Source organism: bacterium (assembly GCA_035691305.1).
Classification (GTDB): domain Bacteria; phylum Sysuimicrobiota; class Sysuimicrobiia; order Sysuimicrobiales; family Segetimicrobiaceae; genus DASSJF01.
Genome location: DASSJF010000009.1, coordinates 1 through 17776 on the forward strand (window position 1 = coordinate 1; position 17776 = coordinate 17776).

The following is a 17776-nucleotide window of genomic DNA, read 5'->3' on the forward strand; positions in this document are numbered from 1 at the left end:
GCGGTCTGAGCTGCTAGGTGCTGTGGAACCGGCGGCGAAAAGACCGCTCGAATGAGATTGTCCAGATCCTCCGGGTCTTTTGTTCTCCTCGCCCTGGTGGTCGCGGTGGCGGCGCCGCTGCCTCCGGCGCGTGGTGCCGCAGAGACACTCTATGCCGGTAGTTTGGCCGGTTTCTTGCCGTCCCGATCCACGGCTTCGACGACGGAAGGCGCCGGCATTGATTCGGCGCTCCGGATCGGCACGGGTAGGTCGCCGGTAGTCGTCGATTGGTTCCATCAGAGACCACGGCGACCTGTTTTTGGAGTGCACTCCTCGCGTCGGGTCAAAGTGGCGGCAACGACCGCCGGCCCCCGAGCGCCGGCGTTCTATCGTGCCTTAGGTTGGTTCGATGGGGCACGCCCGCGCGCGACGATACGACTGCGGCCTTACGCTCTCGCTCCTCCCGTCTGATCCCACCAGTATCAGAGATCAGAGATCCATAGGCGCTCCGCTTAGCGGAGCCAGTGCGCTCTTGCGGGCGCTCCGTTCGCTCGATGCGCTTTGTGTCGAAATCGGCGGATACATCAATTGGGGGAGTGCTAATGAGGAGACTGATCGGCATTGTATTGGCCGTTGGGCTGCTGTTACTCGTTCCGCTACCGCCTCGGGCGAGCGCCGCGAAGACGTGGATCGTGCGGGCCGGGGCCGCGGCCACGAACCAAGCGGATCAGGCGCTGCTGTTTCTCCCGAAGGAGATCACCGTCGATGAGGGGGATTCCGTCCAGTGGACACTGGCCGCCTCCGAGCACACCATCTTCTTCCCCGCGGGAGGGAAGGCGCCGGACCTGATCATTCCCGGCAAGAGCAAGGGGCAGGTGTTGTGGAACCCGGTCGTGTTCTTTGCATCGCCGAAGAAACCGTACGACGGTGCGGGAACTATTAGCGGCGGTGCGCTGCTGACCGATCCGCAGGCTCCGAAGAGCTACACGGCGAGCTTCACGAAAGCCGGGACCTACAAGTACCTTTGCATGTTTCACCCGGGAATGGAGGGGACCGTTACCGTCCAGCCGGCCGGCAGTCCCTATCCGATGACGCAGGCACAATACGATCAGATGGCGACGGCGCAGGCGCAGGCGGCGCTGACCAAGGCCGCGGCCCTTCGGGCGGCAATGAAGCCCACGGTTGCGATGACCGGCGGAAAGCGTACCTACACCATGAGCCTCCCGGGCTCGATGCACGACGGGGTCACAGTGTATCGGTTCCCCGTCCAAACGTTGACGATCAACCGAGGCGATACCGTGACTTGGGTCATGCAAGACCCGACCGAACTGCACACGGTTTCGTTTGGCGTCGGGAAGCGCTATTTCGACATCGCGACGATGATCCCGGCGAAGCAGGGTCCGCCCACGCTGCTGGTCACACCGCAGGTTATGACCCCGTCGGGCGGCGGCGTTCACCGCGGCGCGGGGTTCTACAATTCCGGGTTCATGACGACGGACGGCCCAGGCGTTCGGAGCTACAGCCTCACATTCACGAAGCCGGGCACGTTCGAGTACGTCTGCGCTGTGCACGATGGCTTCGGGATGAAAGCGACGGTCGTGGTGCGGTAAAGTCTCGCAGCCCCCGAATGATCGAGGGATGAACACCACGCGGTTGGCGAGGCCGATGCCAGGCGACGTCGCGGATGAACGCTAAGTTGCACCGACGAACGACCGAAGTCACTTTGAGTGTCAGGGGGAAGCGCCGTGGCGAATGGGATGAAGGTCCAGAAACTGGAGACAAAGTCGCACGATACGCCGGACGAAGTACGGGCTCCAAACAAGACACGTCTCGAAGTTGTCCGGCTGGGGGACTTCACGCTGGGCCGGATGACCCTTCAGCCCGGCTGGCGGTGGTCGGAATGCATTAAGCCGGTCGTCAAGACCGACACTTGTCAGATGGCGCATGTTGGTTATGCCGTCTCTGGTCGCCTGACGATCAAGATGAACGACGGCACCCAGAGATCAATCACGTCCGGGATGTCCTACACGATCCCACCGGGGCACGACGCCTGGGTAGAGGGTGGGGAGCCGTTCGTCGGAATCGAAGTGATGAGCGCGGAGCACTTCGCGAAACCCAGCTGAACGGCAGCAGGCCTTTACCGAAGAAAGAGAGCGGGTCAGGCATCCTGGCTCGCTCTCCTTGTTGCTGCTGGAGGCGGCGCCCTGCGGCACGCGGCGCTGCAGGGGATTAGGTCAGCTGACAGCCACTTTTTTTATCCACTGCGGCCACAGCCCCCGCGGTGACGATCATAGAACAACACTCTGCCACAGGGCCATTCCGAGAAGATACAGATCATAGACTGTCAGAACCGAACAGATCGCCGTCCACACAATGACCACCGAAGTCAATAGCGCGTCCGGTGATTCCTCAAGGCGATGGTCTGTGGCCCACGGTCGGCCTCCCTGTTCCGCAGGCAAGTTTCTGGCGCTGGCCGGTGACACCGTGCCGGTCGGACCCATACAATGAGGCCCCCTGTCATTAAGACCGGCCCTCGGCGACCCGGCTGACGCGCCGGCGGTTGCCGGCTGTCCCGTGGTTTTGCGTCCCCAGGTTACCCTGGGTTTGCCCTTAGACGAGGTGCCCGTATGTGATTGTCTTGGTACGATCTTAGGCCCTATGAAAGGACCGCCACATCGAGCACACGCCCGATCTTCCCTCGTCCGCGGTCTGATTTGCGCGGGAGATATTTCACCGATCTCTGCACGGATCTTTCGTCGAAACACTCGCGATTTTTGTGGCGACCGCTCTTACACCGCAAGATCCCCGGTCTTTTCAAGGTTGAGAAACACGTCCACTATCTTGGGGTCGAAGGCTCTCCCTGCTTGCTCCTGTATATGTCGCACGGCACGCTCATGGCTCCAGGCTGCGCGGTACGGACGATTGTTTAGCAGAGCATCCCAAGTGTCGGCGATCGCGAAAATCCGAGCGGCGACGGGAATTTGCTCGCCCCGGAGGCCCCGAGGGTACCCGCTGCCGTCCCACCGTTCATGGTGGCAATAGGGGATATCGACAGCCTCGCGCAGGTACGGGATCGGCTGTAGCAGTTCATAGGCGGACGCCGGATGGCGCCGTATGATCTGCCATTCCTCGTCGGTTAACGGACCTTGCTTCAGGAGAATCGCATCGGGGATCCCCATCTTGCCAATATCGTGCAAGAGCGCTCCTCTCCGGATGTGCCCGAGTTCCGCCGGCCTCATGCCGAGCGCGCGGGCCACCCGCAACGTGATCTCGGATACGCGTTGACTGTGCCCCTTGGCGTCGCTGTCGCGCAAATCAAGGGCACGCGACCATCCTTCCAGCGTGACCTCGTAGGCCAACGTGAGATCGTTATTGGACCGCGTTAGGTCGCTTAAGAGCGTCGCATTGTCCACGGCAATCGCCGTCTGCCCGGCAAATGTCTCCAATAGATCCAGCCACGGCGCATCGAAAGTCTTCGGCACCCGGGTGAAGCACTCCAGGACACCCTTCGCCACCCCCTTGGCGACCAAGGGGACGGCTACATACGCCATGAACCCTTCGCCGGCGATCAACGACGCGCGGAGCAACGGGGTGTCCACCAAATTGGGAACAATTACGGGCCGTTGGTCAATCGCCGCCTGTCCGGCGTGCCCTTGACCCAGCCACAGCCGCGTCTTCCCGAGCGCGCCGGTGCGAAAACCGCGGCCCGCCGCATAGTCAAGCGTCTGCGTATGCGGGTTCAACAACAAGACGTCGACGGCGTTGACCTCCAGCAGAGTGATGATCTTGTCGAGAATGACGTCGAGGGTCACCCGCAGGTCCGTGCTCGACGTGATCGCGATATCGATCTCCCGAAGCGCGGCCAACCGCTCGACCTGGCGGTGTAATTGGTCCTCGGTCTGCTTCCGCTCCGTAATGTCGCGCATGATTGTGGAGAGGAACTCCACGGTTCCATCCGGCGCCGTGTGTGCGATCAAAACCTGAGAGACGGGAATCTCGCCCCCATCGCGGCGCAACAACGTCGACTCGCCGTGCCATTGTCCGTCACGTATCGCCGCGGGAACAGCGTCGCGCCGAATGAACTCTCTCAATCGCTCCGGGTAGGCGTCAAAGATTGTCTCTTGCGCGAAGTCCTCGACGCTCTCGTCCCCGACACCGAGCAACCGCCGGCCCCCGCGGTTCAGATACATCGGTTTGCCGTCCGCGGTGGCAGTGCCCACGAAGTCGGGTGTCGCCTCGAGGATTGCGGCGAGTCGCTGCCGCGTCTCTTCGGCGTTCTTCCGAGCGGTGATGTCATGCTTGATGGCGATGAAGTGGGCAATTTGGCCCGCGCGATCGACTACCGGCGCAATTGTCTGTTCTTCCGTATAGACCGTGCCGTCTTTTCGACGATTGGTCGTTTCACCGTGCCAGACTTGCCCCGACTGAATTGTGGTCCAGAGCGTCGCATAGAACGCCGCATCGTGGCGCCCGGACTTGAGCAGTCTTGGATTGCGGCCGACCGCTTCCGCGAACGTATAGCCGGTCAGCCGGGTGAAGGCGGGGTTGACCCACTCGATCGCGCCCTTCGAGTCGGTGATGACGATGCCGTCTGCGGCAGCCGCAAGCGCTGCCGCCTGCAGCCCAATGCGCTCGTCGCGATGCCGCTGGGCCGTGACATCGACGACGATGCCCTCAAGGCAGCACACGCACCCGTCCGGACGACGCTGTGCAAAGATGCTGACGAGTACTGCGAGCGCACCGCCATCGGCGCGGCGAAGGGTGGCGTCAAAGTCGGAGATGGATCCCGTCTGCCCTATAGCTTTAGCGAGTTGCCGCCGCTGCCCGGCGTCGGGGAGTATGTCCTTGATCGGCACTTGCAGCAGAGTCTCGCGATCGGGATACCCCAACAGGTGCACCAAAGCGGGATTGACGTCGAGCAGCACGCCCGAGAGTGAACTGCGATACACTCCGACGGGAAGGTTCTCAAAGAGAGTCCGGTACGCGTCCGGGGATTCTGGAGTACGGCTCACGCTGAATCGCCGCGCGGCGTGGGATAGGGGGCTGCCGGCGCGTTGGTTTGCGCCGATCGCGTCCTCAACCCGTGGACCCTTCTTCATCGGCAAGACCGTCCTACGTGCCGTCTGACGTCAAACCGGCTCAAACCTATGGTTATCTTGCAGGATGCTTAGATGCCCACTTTCCGGCGAATCTGGACTATTGGACGGTCCTTGCGCAGCGTTTCACGCAACAGCGGTTTCGATTCGGTCCCGCCCACCCACCTTCGCCTTGTATAGGGCCATGTCTGCGAGTCGCAGCAGCGTTTCCACCGTCTCACCGTGCTCCGGAAACATCGATATCCCGAGCGAGACGGTAATTGATCCCAAACCTCGCCCGAGATGCGTCACGGTCATACTCGCGACGGCGGTTCTAAACTGCTCAGCCCGGCGCAAGGTCTCGTCGCGCGGCGCATCCGGTAGGATCCACACGAACTCCTCGCCACCGTACCGGCACACGATATCGTTGTGACGTGTCACAGATCGCAGCAGGCGGCCAAGCTCTTTCAACAACGTATCGCCGGCCTGGTGCCCAAACGTGTCGTTAAACTGTTTGAAGTGATCGAGATCGAACATCGCGCACCCGACCGGATGATGACCGCGGCCGGCGCGGTACAACTCCCGCTCGAAGGCGTCCTCCATGAATCGGCGGTTGTAGAGTCCGGTCAGAGGATCCCGGATCGATTGGGTCCGCAGAGTCTCCCACAAGCGCAGGTTTGCAAGCGCGAGGCCCAAATGTTCCCCGATGAGCGCGACGGATACGCCGGCTTCTTCGGCAGACCCCGTTCGTTCGACCCCGGCGGCCTCGAACGGGCGCCGCGGGCCGGCGACAAACAGAACGCCGATCGACTCGCCGCGGGCCCTTAGCGGCACGCAGGCATAGCCGCCGTCCGGTACGTGCGCGACGTGCGGGCACACCAACGCCCCCTCCGGACCAGCGACGACGTGCGCCTGCCCCCGCCGCACCGCCCAGCAGTCGTCGGGCTTGAACGCTTGCGCCGCAGGTGCTTGCGCACCCCAACCCACGGCGGCCTCGAGCGCCGTCCGGGACGGGTCCAAGATATACACGACGCCGGATGCGCCGGGCAACAGCCGCTGGATGCTTCGAGGGATAACGGCGTACGCGTCCGGGAGCGTGGGGCACAACTGCAGGAGATGTACCATTTCGGATAGAGCGCTCATGTCAGCGGTATGCCTGCTCAGGGTAGCCACGGTTGTCGCCAAACGATCGGCGGTCTCATGAAGGGCCAGGTCCGCCCGCTGCTGATCCGTCACGTCGCCGGCCACCACGACGGCATGGGTAATGTGACCAAGCGAGTCCAGGATCGGTAGGGCCAGACTGTTGAGATTCCGGATGTCGGTCCCGTGCCGGGCCTCGACGTCGTTGAGCGCGATCCGTTCGCCTTTGAGGGCGCGCACATCGGGCAGCGCGTCGGTAGGGTAGGGTTCCGGCGATCCGGCTCGGTAGAGATGCGCGCCCATGATCGAGTCCCGCGGCGAGGCCGCCAGGGACGCCCCCAGCAGCTTCACCGCCAGGTCGTTTTGGTAGGCAACGGATCCGTCGGCACGTCGGACGAGCACGGCCACAGGCAGCTCATGGAGAATCTGGCGGAGCCGGCCTTCACTGTCACGTAGGTCTCTCTCCGCGTCCTCGTACCGTACGATTATTCGATAGGTCTCGCGCCACCGGCGGTACCCGAAGGCCATAAGGCCGAACCCGAGGAGTGTGAATACGATAAACAACTCGTCGACTTGATAGCGCTCCATGGTTTTCGCGCCGACCAAGCCGGTCAGGACTTCATGGAGGTTGAACATATCTGCGCTGATGAACAGAGCGAGGGCCAGGACGCCGAGGACCGCGGCATCCGACCAAGCCGCATCGCGCCCCCGACGCCTGCCGGAACTAGCGGCAGGGTCCACGTCTGTATCCCGTCCGCGCTGGGTGTCCTGTCGAATCGTCGGCGGCTCCCTTGTCATCCTCGGCGCGTCTCGCGCCACGGCCGTGCCGCGATCGTGCCGTCAAAATTGCGGAAGACCTGACGCGACCTTTCGGGATGGTATGCCCGCTGCCCCCGGTTCTTAGTCACGTCCGGCGGGCGGTCTTCGAAATGATAGACTGAGGCATGCCCCCGCCGGTGCTGCGGCCCGCGGCCGCGGCGGATCTCGAAGAGGTGGCCGAAGTCTTTCTCGCATCCCGCCGCGACGCGCTGCCATACCTCCCCGAGCTGCACACCAACGACGAGACGCGTCGCTGGATCGCCCATAGGGTTTTTCGCGACGGCGGCATGTGGGTGGCCGTCGCGGACGGCCGCATTCTGGGGTTCGCCGCGCTCAACGCGGCGCGGAACATGCTCGACCACCTCTACGTGCGGCCGGGATGTTACGGCGGCGGCGTGGGCAGCGCGCTGCTCGCCAGGGCGAAGGAACTCAGCGCCGGACGGCTGCGGCTGTTTACGTTTCAGCGCAACGTGCGCGCCCGGGCGTTCTACGAGGCCCGGGGGTTTGCGGTCGTGGACCTCAACGACGGATCCCGCAACGAAGAGGGCGAGCCCGACGTCTTGTACGAGTGGGTGCGGTCGAATGAAACTTGATTCCGCTCCGGCGGGGGTTTCGGCCCGCGGCGTCTAAACCCCACGGGGTAGGGGAAGAAGGCGTGGTACGGCACTTCGAGTGCGCTCGATTGGGTACCCCATGACGCGTTGCGGTACAAACCCTGTGACCTCTTTGGCGCTCCGGCAAGCCGGCCGGGCTCGCCGCGCATCATCCGGCGGGCCGGCGCGACCGCGCGCGGTGCGGCGATGACGGAGGGGCCCGGCTCGTCGTCTTTGCGCGGTCATTCCGACAAGGCGCTGGCCTTCCTCGCGCGTCTCGCGACGGAGCTGACAGTCGTGCTCAGCTTCGGGGAACTGGTGGACGGCACGCTCGAGATGCTCAGCGAAGAAGCAGGGTTCGACTCGTGCACCGTGGGTCTCATCGACGAGGCCAAGGACGTTCTCACGATGGTGGGCGCCGCGGGCCTCCGCATTCCGTTCAAGGGCCTGACGGTTCCACACGGCCGCAGCCTCAACTGGACCGTGGTCGAATCGCGGCAGCCGCTGTACGTGCCGGACATGCACGGCGACGCGCGCGTCTACCGGCAGCGGGACGACATCCGCTCGGGCATTTACGCGCCGCTCATGGTGCGCGGCCGCGTGATCGGGGTGCTGAGCGCTCACCGCAGCGCGGTCGACGCGTTCCAGCCGGAAGACCTCGACGTGTTGACCGTCGTGGCGCGCTATCTCGCCGGTGCGATCGAGGTCTCCCGCCTCTACGGGGAGCTTCGGAGCCTGGCCAGCACGGACGAGCTGACGCAGCTGCCCAACCGCCGCTCGATTCTGGAGCGTTTCGGCGCCGAGCTGAGCCGCGCGGCGCGCGACGCACAGCCGCTCAGCGTGGCGATCGTGGACCTCGACGACCTGAAGCAGATCAACGACGCGTTGGGGCACCAAGTCGGCGATTCCGTGCTGGTGCATGTGGCCGACCTGCTGCGGCTGGGGATCCGCGCGCACGACATCGCGGGACGGCTCGCCGGCGACGAATTCATCCTGCTGTTCCCCAACACGGACCGCGACCAGGCCGAAACGGTCCTGCGCCGGCTGGAGCGGATCGACGCGACCGGGTCCGGCCAGCCCGGCGATCGGGCGATGAGGTTGTCGTGGGGGCTCGCGACCTGGCCGGACGACGGGGGGGCCGTGGACGCGCTCATGGCGGCCGCCGACCGGGAGCTGTATAGGATGAAGCGTGCGCACTCCGCGGAGCGGCCCCCGTTCGCCGCCATCGCGGAGACCCTCTCCATCTCGCCGGTCGAGCAGTCCGCCGACGCGGGCGGCGTCACGCTCTCGCAGGACGAGCCCTGACCCGGGTTCGCTAGGCCGCCGGTGGAGGCATCCCGGGCGCTCGCCGCCATTCTCAAGACCCGCGTCGTCCCGATCGTCCGCACCGCATCCGCCGAGTGGGCCGAAGAACTGGGGGCCATCCTCGTCGGCGCCGGCCTCGACATCGTCGAGATCACCTTCACGGTGCCGAGCGCCGCGGCGGTGATCGAGCGGCTCAGGCGCCGGTTTCCGTCCGTGCTCGTCGGTGCGGGGACGGTGACCGACGCCGCCGTGGCCCGGCGCGCGCTCGATGCGGGGGCGCAGTTTCTGCTGAGTCCGGCACTGTCGCCGGGCATGGTGGAGGCGGCGCGCCGGCAGGGCATGCTGGCCGTGCCGGGAGCGTACACGCCGACCGAAATCCTAAGCGCGCTCGAGGGCGGAACGCGTCTCATCAAGCTGTTCCCGGCGGACATCGGCGGGCCGGCCCACCTCCGCGCGGTGCGGGCCCCGCTGCCGGCCGCGCGGTTCTTGCCGACGGGCGGCGTGCGGCCCGACAACGTCGCCGAGTGGTTCGCCGCGGGCGCCGCGGCGGTCGGCATCGGCTCGGCGCTGGTCGGACCCGGAGATCGCCCGGTCGACGCCGCCGCCGTGCGGACGCGGGTTGAGTCCCTCGTCCGCGCGCTCGCGGCGCAGAGTCAGCAGGACTGAAGGGGGCCGGCGCGCGTGGCGACCGTGGTGGGCATCGGTGAGGCGATGATCCGGCTCGCGCCGCCGGCCGGCGAGTCGCTCGAATCCGCGCCGGCGCTGGCGGTGCAGGTGGGCGGCGCCGAAGCCAACGTGTGCGTCGCGCTCGCGCGTCTCGGCACGCCGGCCGCATGGATCTCGCGGCTGCCGGCCACTCCGCTCGGCCGGCGCATCGCCGAGGCGGTGCGCGCCGCCGGCGTCGACGATACCGGCATCATGTGGGCGGCCGAGGGGACGGCCGGCGTGATGTTTTTGGAGCCGGCCGCGCCGCCGCGCCCGGGCGAGGTGTTCTACTACCGGCGCCATTCGGCGTTCGCCGCGATCGCGGCGGATCACGTGGCGTGGTCCCTCCTCGACGGCGCGCGGGTGGTGCACCTCACCGGCATCACGCCCGCGCTGGGCGAGCGGCCCCGGGAGGTCGTGGCGCGCGCGATCGCGGAGGCCCGCGCGCGTCAGCTGCTGATCTCGTTCGACGTCAACTACCGGGCGACGCTGTGGCAGCCGGCGGCGGCGCGCGAGATCCTGACGCCGCTGCTTACGGGGCTCGACATCGTGTTCGTGAACGACCGGGACGCGCGCGGCGTGTTCGAGGCGCGGGGCGACGCCGAGGCTGTCGCGCGCTCGCTGCGGGACCGTCTACGCTGCCGCGTCCTCGTTCTGACCTGCGGCGAGGCGGGGGCGGTCGCCGCGGACGCCGAGACGGTTGTGCGGCAGTCCGCGTTCCGTGCGGAGGTGGTGGACCGCGTGGGCCGGGGCGACGCGTTTGCGGCGGGATTTCTCTACGGCTACCTCGCGCGGGGCACCGGCAACGGCCTCCGGTACGGCGCGGCGCTCGCCGCGCTCAAGCAGACCTACACGGGTGATTTTTGCCGCGCGACGCTGCGGGAGGTCGAAGCGCTGCTGCGCGGCGAGGAGCACGGCCTCCGGCGGTAGGGTCCGCGCGGCGGCGCGGCCGCTACCGCTCGGCGACCCGTCCGTCGCCGTCGTCGTAGGCGGCCGGCGCGCGCTCGCGCCGCCGCGGCATCACGACTCCCAGCGCCTGGCGAATCTCGGCGAGGCCGCTCAGCGCCCCGAGCACCTTGGCCCGCGCGCCGCGGGCGCGGGCCCGCAGTTCGTGCGCGTCCCGCTCGATCGCGCGCCGCGTGTCGGCTAGTCGATCCGAAGGATCCGCGTGCGGAACCACCGGGCATCCTCCTTTGCGGCTTGGACCGTGGTGCGCATGCGCGCCACGATGCGCCGGAGGCGCGCGGCCATGATCAGCAGCAAGAGGCCCATGGCCAGCGCCACGCCGCCGAAGACGATGAGCGCCGCGCCCCAGGCCGGCACCACCTGGCCGAGCGCCAGCACGGCCGCGGCGACGAGCAGCGCGAGCAGATAGAATCCGAGCATCATCACGGTGCCGAGCAGCACGATCGCCAACACGATGTCGCGAACCGCGAGGCGGAGATCCCGGGCCGCGGCGAGAGCGTACACCTGCGTCATGAGGCCGAGGTTGTGAAAGAGACGGCGGAGGATCGTGCCGGTCGAGTCCGCAGCGCCCGCGTCCTCGCCCGCGGTCCGCCGCCCGTCGTCGATTGCGTCCCGCATCAGGCCCGCCTCCGTTCGGCGGCACGCCGTTTCGACCCCGGTCGGTCCGCTCGGTCGCGCCGCTTCGCCATGGCGTTCGATGGAACGCGCCGGGCGACCTGCGCGGCCGCAGGAGGAGACGCGCGGAGAGCGGAACTGGTAGGTCCCCGATGTCCCACGTCGTCCTGAGGCAGCAGCCATGACGGAGACCGAACGGCACGTCGCCGTGGTCGGGGCGGGCCCGGCCGGACTTGCGGCGACCGGCGAGGTGCAGGCGGCCGGCGCCCGCGTCCTGTTGATCGAGGAGCGGCCGGTGCTGGGCGGCCGCGCGGTCCTCGTGCCCGGCGCCCGCGGCCTGACCGAAGGTCTCATGCGGAACCTCGGCACGGCCGAGGTGTGGCGGAGCAGTCCGGTGTGGGCGATCGCCGGCCGCGCGCTCGGCGTGCTGCGTGCGCAGCGCGTCGACACGGTTGCCGCCCTCGCGGTCGTGCTCGCCACCGGAGCGCCGGAAGTGATGACCCCCTTCCCCGGGTGGACGCTTCGCGGCGTACTCACGCTCGAGGCCGGCTGGGACGCCGTTCGCGCCGGCCGCGTCACGGCTGAATCCGGGCCGGCGGTCGTGGTCGCGCGCGGCGAGCATGCGGCGCTCGCGACCCGCCTCGCGGAGCGGGGGATCGCGGTCACGCTCGTGGCGGCCGACCGGCCGAACGGCGTGCCCGCGGCGATTCCGGTGACCACCGGTGCGCTCACCGAAGCGCGCGGCGACGGCGCGGTCGAAGAGGCGGTCCTCGACGACGGGGCCGCGCTTCCGTGCCGGCTGCTCTGCGTCGAGTCGCCGCGCGTCCCCGCGATCGAGCTCGCGCGGCTCGCCGGATCTCCGTGCGTCTACCAGCCGCTGCTCGGCGGCTTCGTGCCGCGCTACGACCCCATGCTGGCTCTGCACGGCCCGACGCCAGCCCTGTTCGTCGCCGGCGATGCGGCCGGGGTGGATACACCGAGGGCCGCCGCCGAGTCGGGACGTCTCGCCGCGCGGGCGGCGCTCCGGTTGCTCGGTCTGCTCGAAGACCCGGACGCCAAGATCGCCGAGGCACGCGCGAGATTGGCCGCCGCGTCCGCCCCCTTGCGCCACGCGGCGCGTGAGGCCCTCATGCTCGGCGTCGTGCCGGACGAGACGATCGAAGCGTGGACGCCGCGTCCGGACACGATCATGTGCGCCTGCGAAGGGGTGCGTCTCGATGCGCTGCGCGACGCGGCGGTGAGTGGCGCGGTGGCGCCCGACGCGCTCGCCGCCCTGACAGGCTGCGGTCTCGGCGAATGCCGGTGGCGGCGCTGCGGCGGGCCGGTGGTGCGGTGGCTGAGCGAATTTTCCCAAACGCCCGCGGGCCGCATTCCCCTTCCGGCGTTGTGGCCGCCGCTGCGGCCGCTGCCGCTCGGAGCACTGTTGCCATCCGATGCGGACTCGGGCGACGGTCATGCCTGACCGGACGCGCGGCTACGAGGTCGCCGTGCTCGGCGCGGGCTGCGCCGGAGCGGCCGTGGCCTACGCGCTCGCGCGCCGCCGGATCGCGCCGGTAGTCGTCGACGCGGCGAGCCCCGGCGGCGGATTCCCAACGTGGGCCGCGGTTCCGGTTCAAACCGGGACACCGGCGGACATCACCCTCGCACTCCGCGGCGCTGAGCGTTTGCCGGGGTTGCAGGATGCGATCGGGACGTTCGGATACCGACGCACCGGCGGGATGACAGTGGCGCTTACCGACGCCGAGGAGGCGGTGGGGCGTGCCCGGGCGGCCGAGGCCGCCGCGGCCGGCATGCCGGTCTGCTGGCTGTCCCGCGATGAGACGCTGCGGCGGGAGCCGGGGCTGACGGATCGCGCCGCGGGCGCCGTGTACTGCGCTTACGACGGCACGGCCGACGCCGGCGCGCTGGCTCGCCGCCTGCTCGGGGCGGCCACGCGTTTCGGCGGTGCCGCCTATCTCAACTGCGGTCACGTCGGGATCGCTCGACAAAACGGCGGTTTCCGCATCCGCGCCGGCCGCGACGAAGTCGTGGCGCGCCGGATCGTCGCGGCATCCGCCGACCTGCTGCACGCGGCGATGCGGCAGATCGGGATCGTACTGCCCATGCGCACGAAGCGCCGTCGGATCTGCGTGACGGACCGTCTGGCGCCGCTGGTGCGGCACACGATCAACGGAATCCGGCAAGAGCCGGCGGGCGAGCTGGTCCTCGATCCTCCGGCCGCCGTCGACGATCACGCCGCCGCGGAAGACCTGCGCGCCACCCTCGACGCGTTGCGCCGGATCGCAGCCGCGGCGGTGCGCGTCGTCCCCGGGATCGCGCGCGCGCGCGTCCTCCACGCGCCGCTCGTCGTTTCGACGACGGGGGCCGACGGCAGGTCCCTCGCCGGCTGCGCCGGAGAGGATTTCTATGTCGCGATCGCCGGGGCGGATGAGGCCGTGACCCAGTCGCCCCTGATCGGTGAGGCGATCGCCGAGGCCGTCGCGAGGAACAGGTGGCCCGAGGGCTTGGAGATCTGGTCGCCCGGCCGCTTCGCCCCCGCGACGGCCGGCGCGTGGACGGGGGTGCAGGATTCGCCGCCAGGGCCGTAGTAAGGAGCAGGCACTTTGTTGGGCTGTTAGGCCTGGGGGAGGAATGAAGTAGCTATGCCTAAGGGTACCGTGAAGTGGTTTAATCGTGAGAAGGGTTATGGATTTATTACCCCGGAGGAAGGCAAGGACGTGTTTGTGCACTACACCGGTATCGCCGGTGAGGGCTTCCGGAATCTCGAAGAGGGGCAGGTCGTCGAATTCGAGATCACACAGGGCCAGAAAGGCCCGCAGGCCCAGAATGTGAGAGTGGTGGGCTAGCGGCCATACCTCCAAAAGACGCCACCCATAATTGCTGAGAGAGCGCCGGGCCGTCGGCCCGGCGCTCTCGCTTCGTGGCCCCAAGACCGGATCGAAGGCTGCGGGGGCGTCGCCACGATTCGATCACCTTTGTGGCAAGGGCCGCCTTCCGTGGCGGAGTTTTAGATGAGCTATTGCTCATTTTGGTGCATTTAACCGCCAATTTTCTCAATCACGGACCCAGAAAGATGGTTTCTTGATGCAACTCTTGGCAAGAATGTTGCGTGCGGCCTGAGGTGCGTGATAGATTAAAATGAGGGGCTGCCAAGATGGCAAAGAGGACCAGAAGGTCCGGAAAACAGGGCAAGGCGCACCGGTCGGCCGAGAAACGCGCCCGAACGAGGGTTTCTGCCGTCCGGAAAGGCGCCCGCAAGTCGATACGGCGTGCCAAGCCGGCCCGTGGACGCGTGAGAGTGGTGCGGCCCGGAGCCACCCGGGCACGCGCGAGGAAGATCGCCACACGCAGTCCAAAACGGCCGCTGCCGCCCGCCGAGATGCTGAGCGAACGTTTGTTCCTCTCCAGCCTTGAGCGCAGCCTCCGCGACAATCGGCTGGTTTGGGAGGCGCTCGCCAAACGATGAAGTACTTGTCCACCGAGCAACTCAGGACGGTCAACCAGCGGATGATCCGTGCCACCGGGGGGCTCTATCTCGCCGGAGAGCAGAACGTTGTCTATCCACCGAGTCTCGACTCGCTCGTCAATTTTGTGCAACAGCGCATGTCCCTCCGTCCCCAGCCGACGGTTTGGGACCTTGCGGCGTTCTATCTCGACCGGCTGATTCGCGACCAGGTGTTCCACGACGGCAACAAACGCACCGCGCTCGAGGCGACGCGTCTTTTCCTCGAGAGCGCCGGCTACAGACTAGCCCTCAGTCCGGCGTCGGAGGCCGTCGAGTTCGTGACGGGTGTCGCCAAGGGCGGCATGACCCGCGACGGCATCGCCGTTTGGCTCAAGAGTCACTCCAAGCGCAAGAGCAACGGCAAGAAGTAGTCCTCACGTTCTGCGATCCGCTCCTTTCGTCGATTCATCGAAGAAAACCGGTCCGCCTCATCGCACAAGCTGTTCGGCGATCGTATACATGCCGAGCAGTATGAACGCCGCGGCGGCCGCCGTCTCCGCCGCCCGCGCCGTGCGGCGGCCCGCCCGAATCCCGAGCCGCCGGCCGGCCCATATGCCCGCGACGGTGACGACGAACGCCTGCAGCCCGATGGCCGCGAGCACCGTCGGGACCGGCAGCCGCGCCGCCCCCATGGGGAATCCCGCGGCGAGTTCGTCCATCGAGATCCCGAACCCCGCGAGTACCGTGCCGCGCAGGGTTCCGAGCGAGGCGTGCGCCGGCCCCTCCTCGGCGCCGCGGGCCTCCCGAAAGATGTTCGTGCCGATTCCGATGAGGATGGCGCCGCCCGCGTAAACCGCCGCGGCGGCAAAGCGGCGGCCGGCGTAGTCCCCGGCCGCGATGCCGATCAGCGGCATCACCGTTTCGAACAGCGCGAACAACACCGCGGGGCGCAGGGGACGGATGCGCCGCAGGCCCAGCGCTACGGCGGCGGCAAAGGTGTCGATGCCGAGGGGAAGCACGAACGCGGCGATTTTGAACGCCATGGCTGCGGAGAGATCGGTTCCACGGCCGTACCGCGGCGGCCCTCCCGCCGCTCCCTTGACACCGCGAAACGCGCGCGCGATGATAGGGCCAGTGAATGAGAGGAGGTGATGCGGATGGCCCATAGTAGACCCGGCTCCATGCCGTACCGTCCGACCTGCCGCCAGTATCCGCGCGAGGTGAAGGCCGGGTAATACGTCCGCACTTCCGGCCGCCATCAGCGCAGCGGCACAGCTGGATGATGACGGTTCGGCAGGAGACTCCGCATACGGTGCGCTCCGAGCTCGCAGGTCCCGGAGCCGCCGCGCACGGCAGAACGTGAATCGAGAGGTACGTGTTGACCGGACCGGCGCGGTACTGATCGCGCCGGTCCGGTCGATTTATCTCCGGACGGGGTCCGAGTCTAGGGCTTCGGGATCGCGTCCCACAGGTTGAGCGTATTTAGATAGACGAGGTCGAACAGCATGGTCCCGCGCGTGACCGCGTCCGACATCCGGATCGCACGCGTGAGAGTCGCCGGCTTCCCGTCGTAGAGCGTGAGCAGCAGCGACCCGACGACCGGCGTGTCGCCGTGTACGAGCTGGACACCGAGCATGGCGCTGCCTTGAACGCTGATCAGCGCGCCGTCGCCGCGGCGGATCGCCTCCCACGTCGTGACCGGCCGGTAGTACGTGCCGATCATCAGGTAGTCGAGGAGGGGCGCGAGTCCGGCCCGCACCCAACCCTCCCCGATCCACGAGTAGGGCGCCCGGACGTTCGGGCTCGCCCAGTTCACGCCTTCATTGTAATAGACCGGGTACCACGAGCCGACGTACATGGCGACCGCGACGCCCGGCCGCACGGCCTTGGCCACTGCGCGCGCCGCGCGCGTGTACGCCATGATCGTTTGCGCCCGATAGCCGAGCCAGGCCTGATACAGCGGACCGAACCTGCGCGTCACCCAGTAGCCCTGCGGGACGTACGTATAGATGTCCTCGGGCCAGTGCGCGACCGGGTGGCCGATCGTTCGTTCGAACGCGGCGCGGCTCAGGTCTGAGAAGTCCTCGGACAGGTCGTCGTACCGGGTCCGGTCGAGCACGATGCCGTCGACGTCGTACTTCGCCACGATTTCTCGCACCGCGGCCAGCTCGTAGTTCCAGACCTCCGGGTTCGCGGGATTCGCGAACGCAAAAATGTCGTGGGTCGAGGACGGCTCCATGCGCGTCTCGACGGCGCCGATCGTGACCCGGTCGCCGGTCTTGAACGCGCCGCGCAGCCAGGCCGCTGCGGCGCCGTGACCGGACAGCACGTACCCCTTCTTGGGAACCGCAACCGCGCCGGGGTCCGCATCGCCCGCCGCGCGGTCGCGCAGGTCGGTGACGGCGCCGTCGGCCACCGCCGCCTCGACGCCCCAACGCGACGCCGGGCTCGCCGCGCCGGCGGCCGGCGTGTACAGCACGAGCTGATCCTGTCCCCGCGGAACATCAACGCCCGCCAGTTCGTAGGAACTACCGTCTGGTGAGACGACGCGCCGGAAGGCGACGTACGCGGTCGCCTGAAACTCGGGGTGCGTGAACGACGGCCCGGTGCGCATCGGCGAGTAGCCCTCGCCGAACGTGTTGACCGCCGCGTCGACCCTGATGCCCCGGGCGTGCGCCTCCGTGATGATCGTCCCCAGCAGATCGTAGTCGCGCGGATACCACTGCGCGGGCGGCGGGTAGCCGCCGCCGGGGCCCGAGTGCGGGATCGGCGAGTCGGCGAGCGACGGGATGAACGAGCTGGGGTAGCTCGCGTAGCCCCAGGCGTTCTTCGCCTCGGGCATGACGGTGTCGATGCCGGCCGCCTTCGCCCGATCGAGCGCGGCGCGCACGCCGTCCACGGTGCTGAGCTGCTTGAGGTTCGCGCCCGGCTCGATCCACATCGCGAGGCGCGGCACCGGGGTCGGCCCGGCGTCGGCGGCCGGCGGGAGGGTCGCGGGCGCGGCGAGCACGGCCGCGACCGCCGCGGCAAGCATCACCGTCAACAGCGGCCGCGCGGGCGCGGCGACATGTCGGCGCGGACCGCCCTTGCAACGGCGGAACTTGGCGATTAGGATAGGGGCTGTCCGCTTGGAA

At 67.8% G+C, this 17776-nt stretch carries 16 protein-coding genes and 1 riboswitch; of the genes, 10 read left to right on the plus strand and 6 right to left on the minus strand.

Features of this window, described 5'->3' with window-relative positions:
* The first annotated feature begins 581 nt into the window (after nt 1-581).
* Nucleotides 582-1589, plus strand: a complete 1008-nt coding sequence (locus VFL28_01590) for a plastocyanin/azurin family copper-binding protein (GenBank protein HET7263331.1) — start codon at nt 582-584, stop codon at nt 1587-1589.
* Between the two features lie 135 nt (nt 1590-1724).
* Nucleotides 1725-2102: a cupin domain-containing protein gene (locus tag VFL28_01595; protein ID HET7263332.1), complete on the plus strand. Its 378-nt coding sequence runs from the start codon at nt 1725-1727 to the stop codon at nt 2100-2102.
* Between the two features lie 409 nt (nt 2103-2511).
* A riboswitch (cyclic di-GMP riboswitch) is annotated at nt 2512-2598 on the minus strand.
* 170 nt (nt 2599-2768) lie between these two features.
* Here the strand turns inward: VFL28_01595 and VFL28_01600 are convergent.
* Together VFL28_01600 and VFL28_01605 are read right to left on the minus strand one after the other, a co-directional pair.
* Entirely contained in the window at nt 2769-5078 is a 2310-nt protein-coding gene (locus VFL28_01600; protein HET7263333.1) for a PAS domain S-box protein, read from the minus strand.
* 123 nt (nt 5079-5201) lie between these two features.
* The gene (locus VFL28_01605; GenBank protein ID HET7263334.1) at nt 5202-7013 is read right to left on the minus strand and encodes a diguanylate cyclase; all 1812 of its coding nucleotides are present in this window, start codon (nt 7011-7013) and stop codon (nt 5202-5204) included.
* A 125-nt stretch (nt 7014-7138) separates the two neighbouring features.
* Between VFL28_01605 and VFL28_01610 the strand changes: the two genes are divergently transcribed.
* From VFL28_01610 to VFL28_01625, 4 genes are all read left to right on the plus strand, one after another.
* Nucleotides 7139-7606 carry a GNAT family N-acetyltransferase gene (locus VFL28_01610; GenBank protein ID HET7263335.1) on the plus strand — a complete coding sequence of 156 codons (468 nt, stop codon included), beginning with the start codon at nt 7139-7141 and terminating at the stop codon, nt 7604-7606.
* 207 nt (nt 7607-7813) lie between these two features.
* A complete protein-coding gene (locus VFL28_01615; protein ID HET7263336.1) occupies nt 7814-8911 on the plus strand; it encodes a sensor domain-containing diguanylate cyclase in 1098 nt (365 codons plus the stop codon).
* 21 nt (nt 8912-8932) lie between these two features.
* Nucleotides 8933-9577 carry a bifunctional 4-hydroxy-2-oxoglutarate aldolase/2-dehydro-3-deoxy-phosphogluconate aldolase gene (locus VFL28_01620; protein ID HET7263337.1) on the plus strand — a complete coding sequence of 215 codons (645 nt, stop codon included), beginning with the start codon at nt 8933-8935 and terminating at the stop codon, nt 9575-9577.
* A gap of 15 nt (nt 9578-9592) precedes the next feature.
* On the plus strand, nt 9593-10546 hold the full coding sequence (locus VFL28_01625) for a sugar kinase (protein HET7263338.1): 954 nt from the start codon (nt 9593-9595) through the stop codon (nt 10544-10546).
* Between the two features lie 22 nt (nt 10547-10568).
* Here VFL28_01625 and VFL28_01630 read toward each other — a convergent pair whose 3' ends face one another.
* Nucleotides 10569-10796 carry a hypothetical protein gene (locus VFL28_01630; GenBank protein HET7263339.1) on the minus strand — a complete coding sequence of 76 codons (228 nt, stop codon included), beginning with the start codon at nt 10794-10796 and terminating at the stop codon, nt 10569-10571.
* Nucleotides 10763-11200, minus strand: coding sequence for a phage holin family protein (locus VFL28_01635; GenBank protein HET7263340.1), 438 nt, complete (start codon nt 11198-11200; stop codon nt 10763-10765). The genes VFL28_01630 and VFL28_01635 overlap by 34 nt, the downstream gene beginning before the upstream one ends.
* A 178-nt stretch (nt 11201-11378) precedes the next feature.
* Between VFL28_01635 and VFL28_01640 the strand changes: the two genes are divergently transcribed.
* From VFL28_01640 to VFL28_01655, 4 genes are all read left to right on the plus strand, one after another.
* On the plus strand, nt 11379-12659 hold the full coding sequence (locus VFL28_01640; protein ID HET7263341.1) for an FAD-dependent oxidoreductase: 1281 nt from the start codon (nt 11379-11381) through the stop codon (nt 12657-12659).
* Nucleotides 12652-13785: an FAD-dependent oxidoreductase gene (locus tag VFL28_01645; protein ID HET7263342.1), complete on the plus strand. Its 1134-nt coding sequence runs from the start codon at nt 12652-12654 to the stop codon at nt 13783-13785. The genes VFL28_01640 and VFL28_01645 overlap by 8 nt, the downstream gene beginning before the upstream one ends.
* A gap of 54 nt (nt 13786-13839) precedes the next feature.
* Nucleotides 13840-14043 (plus strand): cold-shock protein, encoded by a 204-nt coding sequence (locus VFL28_01650; protein ID HET7263343.1) that lies wholly within the window; start codon nt 13840-13842, stop codon nt 14041-14043.
* A gap of 616 nt (nt 14044-14659) precedes the next feature.
* Nucleotides 14660-15073, plus strand: a complete 414-nt coding sequence (locus VFL28_01655; GenBank protein ID HET7263344.1) for a type II toxin-antitoxin system death-on-curing family toxin — start codon at nt 14660-14662, stop codon at nt 15071-15073.
* A gap of 57 nt (nt 15074-15130) precedes the next feature.
* Here VFL28_01655 and VFL28_01660 read toward each other — a convergent pair whose 3' ends face one another.
* Nucleotides 15131-15685, minus strand: a complete 555-nt coding sequence (locus VFL28_01660) for a manganese efflux pump (protein HET7263345.1) — start codon at nt 15683-15685, stop codon at nt 15131-15133.
* A 401-nt stretch (nt 15686-16086) separates the two neighbouring features.
* Entirely contained in the window at nt 16087-17676 is a 1590-nt protein-coding gene (locus VFL28_01665; protein ID HET7263346.1) for an alpha amylase family protein, read from the minus strand.
* Between the last annotated feature and the right edge of the window lie 100 nt (nt 17677-17776).

What these genes read in the sequence shown, in the direction of transcription:
- VFL28_01640 (HET7263341.1), top strand. Translation starts at nt 11,379, where the DNA reads ATGACGGAGACCGAACGGCACGTCGCCGTGGTCGGGGCGGGCCCGGCC.
- VFL28_01590 (HET7263331.1), top strand. Translation starts at nt 582, where the DNA reads ATGAGGAGACTGATCGGCATTGTATTGGCCGTTGGGCTGCTGTTACTC.
- VFL28_01635 (HET7263340.1), bottom strand. Translation starts at nt 11,200, where the DNA reads ATGCGGGACGCAATCGACGACGGGCGGCGGACCGCGGGCGAGGACGCG.
- VFL28_01600 (HET7263333.1), bottom strand. Translation starts at nt 5,078, where the DNA reads ATGAAGAAGGGTCCACGGGTTGAGGACGCGATCGGCGCAAACCAACGC.
- VFL28_01665 (HET7263346.1), bottom strand. Translation starts at nt 17,676, where the DNA reads ATGCTTGCCGCGGCGGTCGCGGCCGTGCTCGCCGCGCCCGCGACCCTC.
- VFL28_01655 (HET7263344.1), top strand. Translation starts at nt 14,660, where the DNA reads ATGAAGTACTTGTCCACCGAGCAACTCAGGACGGTCAACCAGCGGATG.
- VFL28_01615 (HET7263336.1), top strand. Translation starts at nt 7,814, where the DNA reads ATGACGGAGGGGCCCGGCTCGTCGTCTTTGCGCGGTCATTCCGACAAG.
- VFL28_01650 (HET7263343.1), top strand. Translation starts at nt 13,840, where the DNA reads ATGCCTAAGGGTACCGTGAAGTGGTTTAATCGTGAGAAGGGTTATGGA.
- VFL28_01610 (HET7263335.1), top strand. Translation starts at nt 7,139, where the DNA reads ATGCCCCCGCCGGTGCTGCGGCCCGCGGCCGCGGCGGATCTCGAAGAG.
- VFL28_01645 (HET7263342.1), top strand. Translation starts at nt 12,652, where the DNA reads ATGCCTGACCGGACGCGCGGCTACGAGGTCGCCGTGCTCGGCGCGGGC.
- VFL28_01660 (HET7263345.1), bottom strand. Translation starts at nt 15,685, where the DNA reads ATGGCGTTCAAAATCGCCGCGTTCGTGCTTCCCCTCGGCATCGACACC.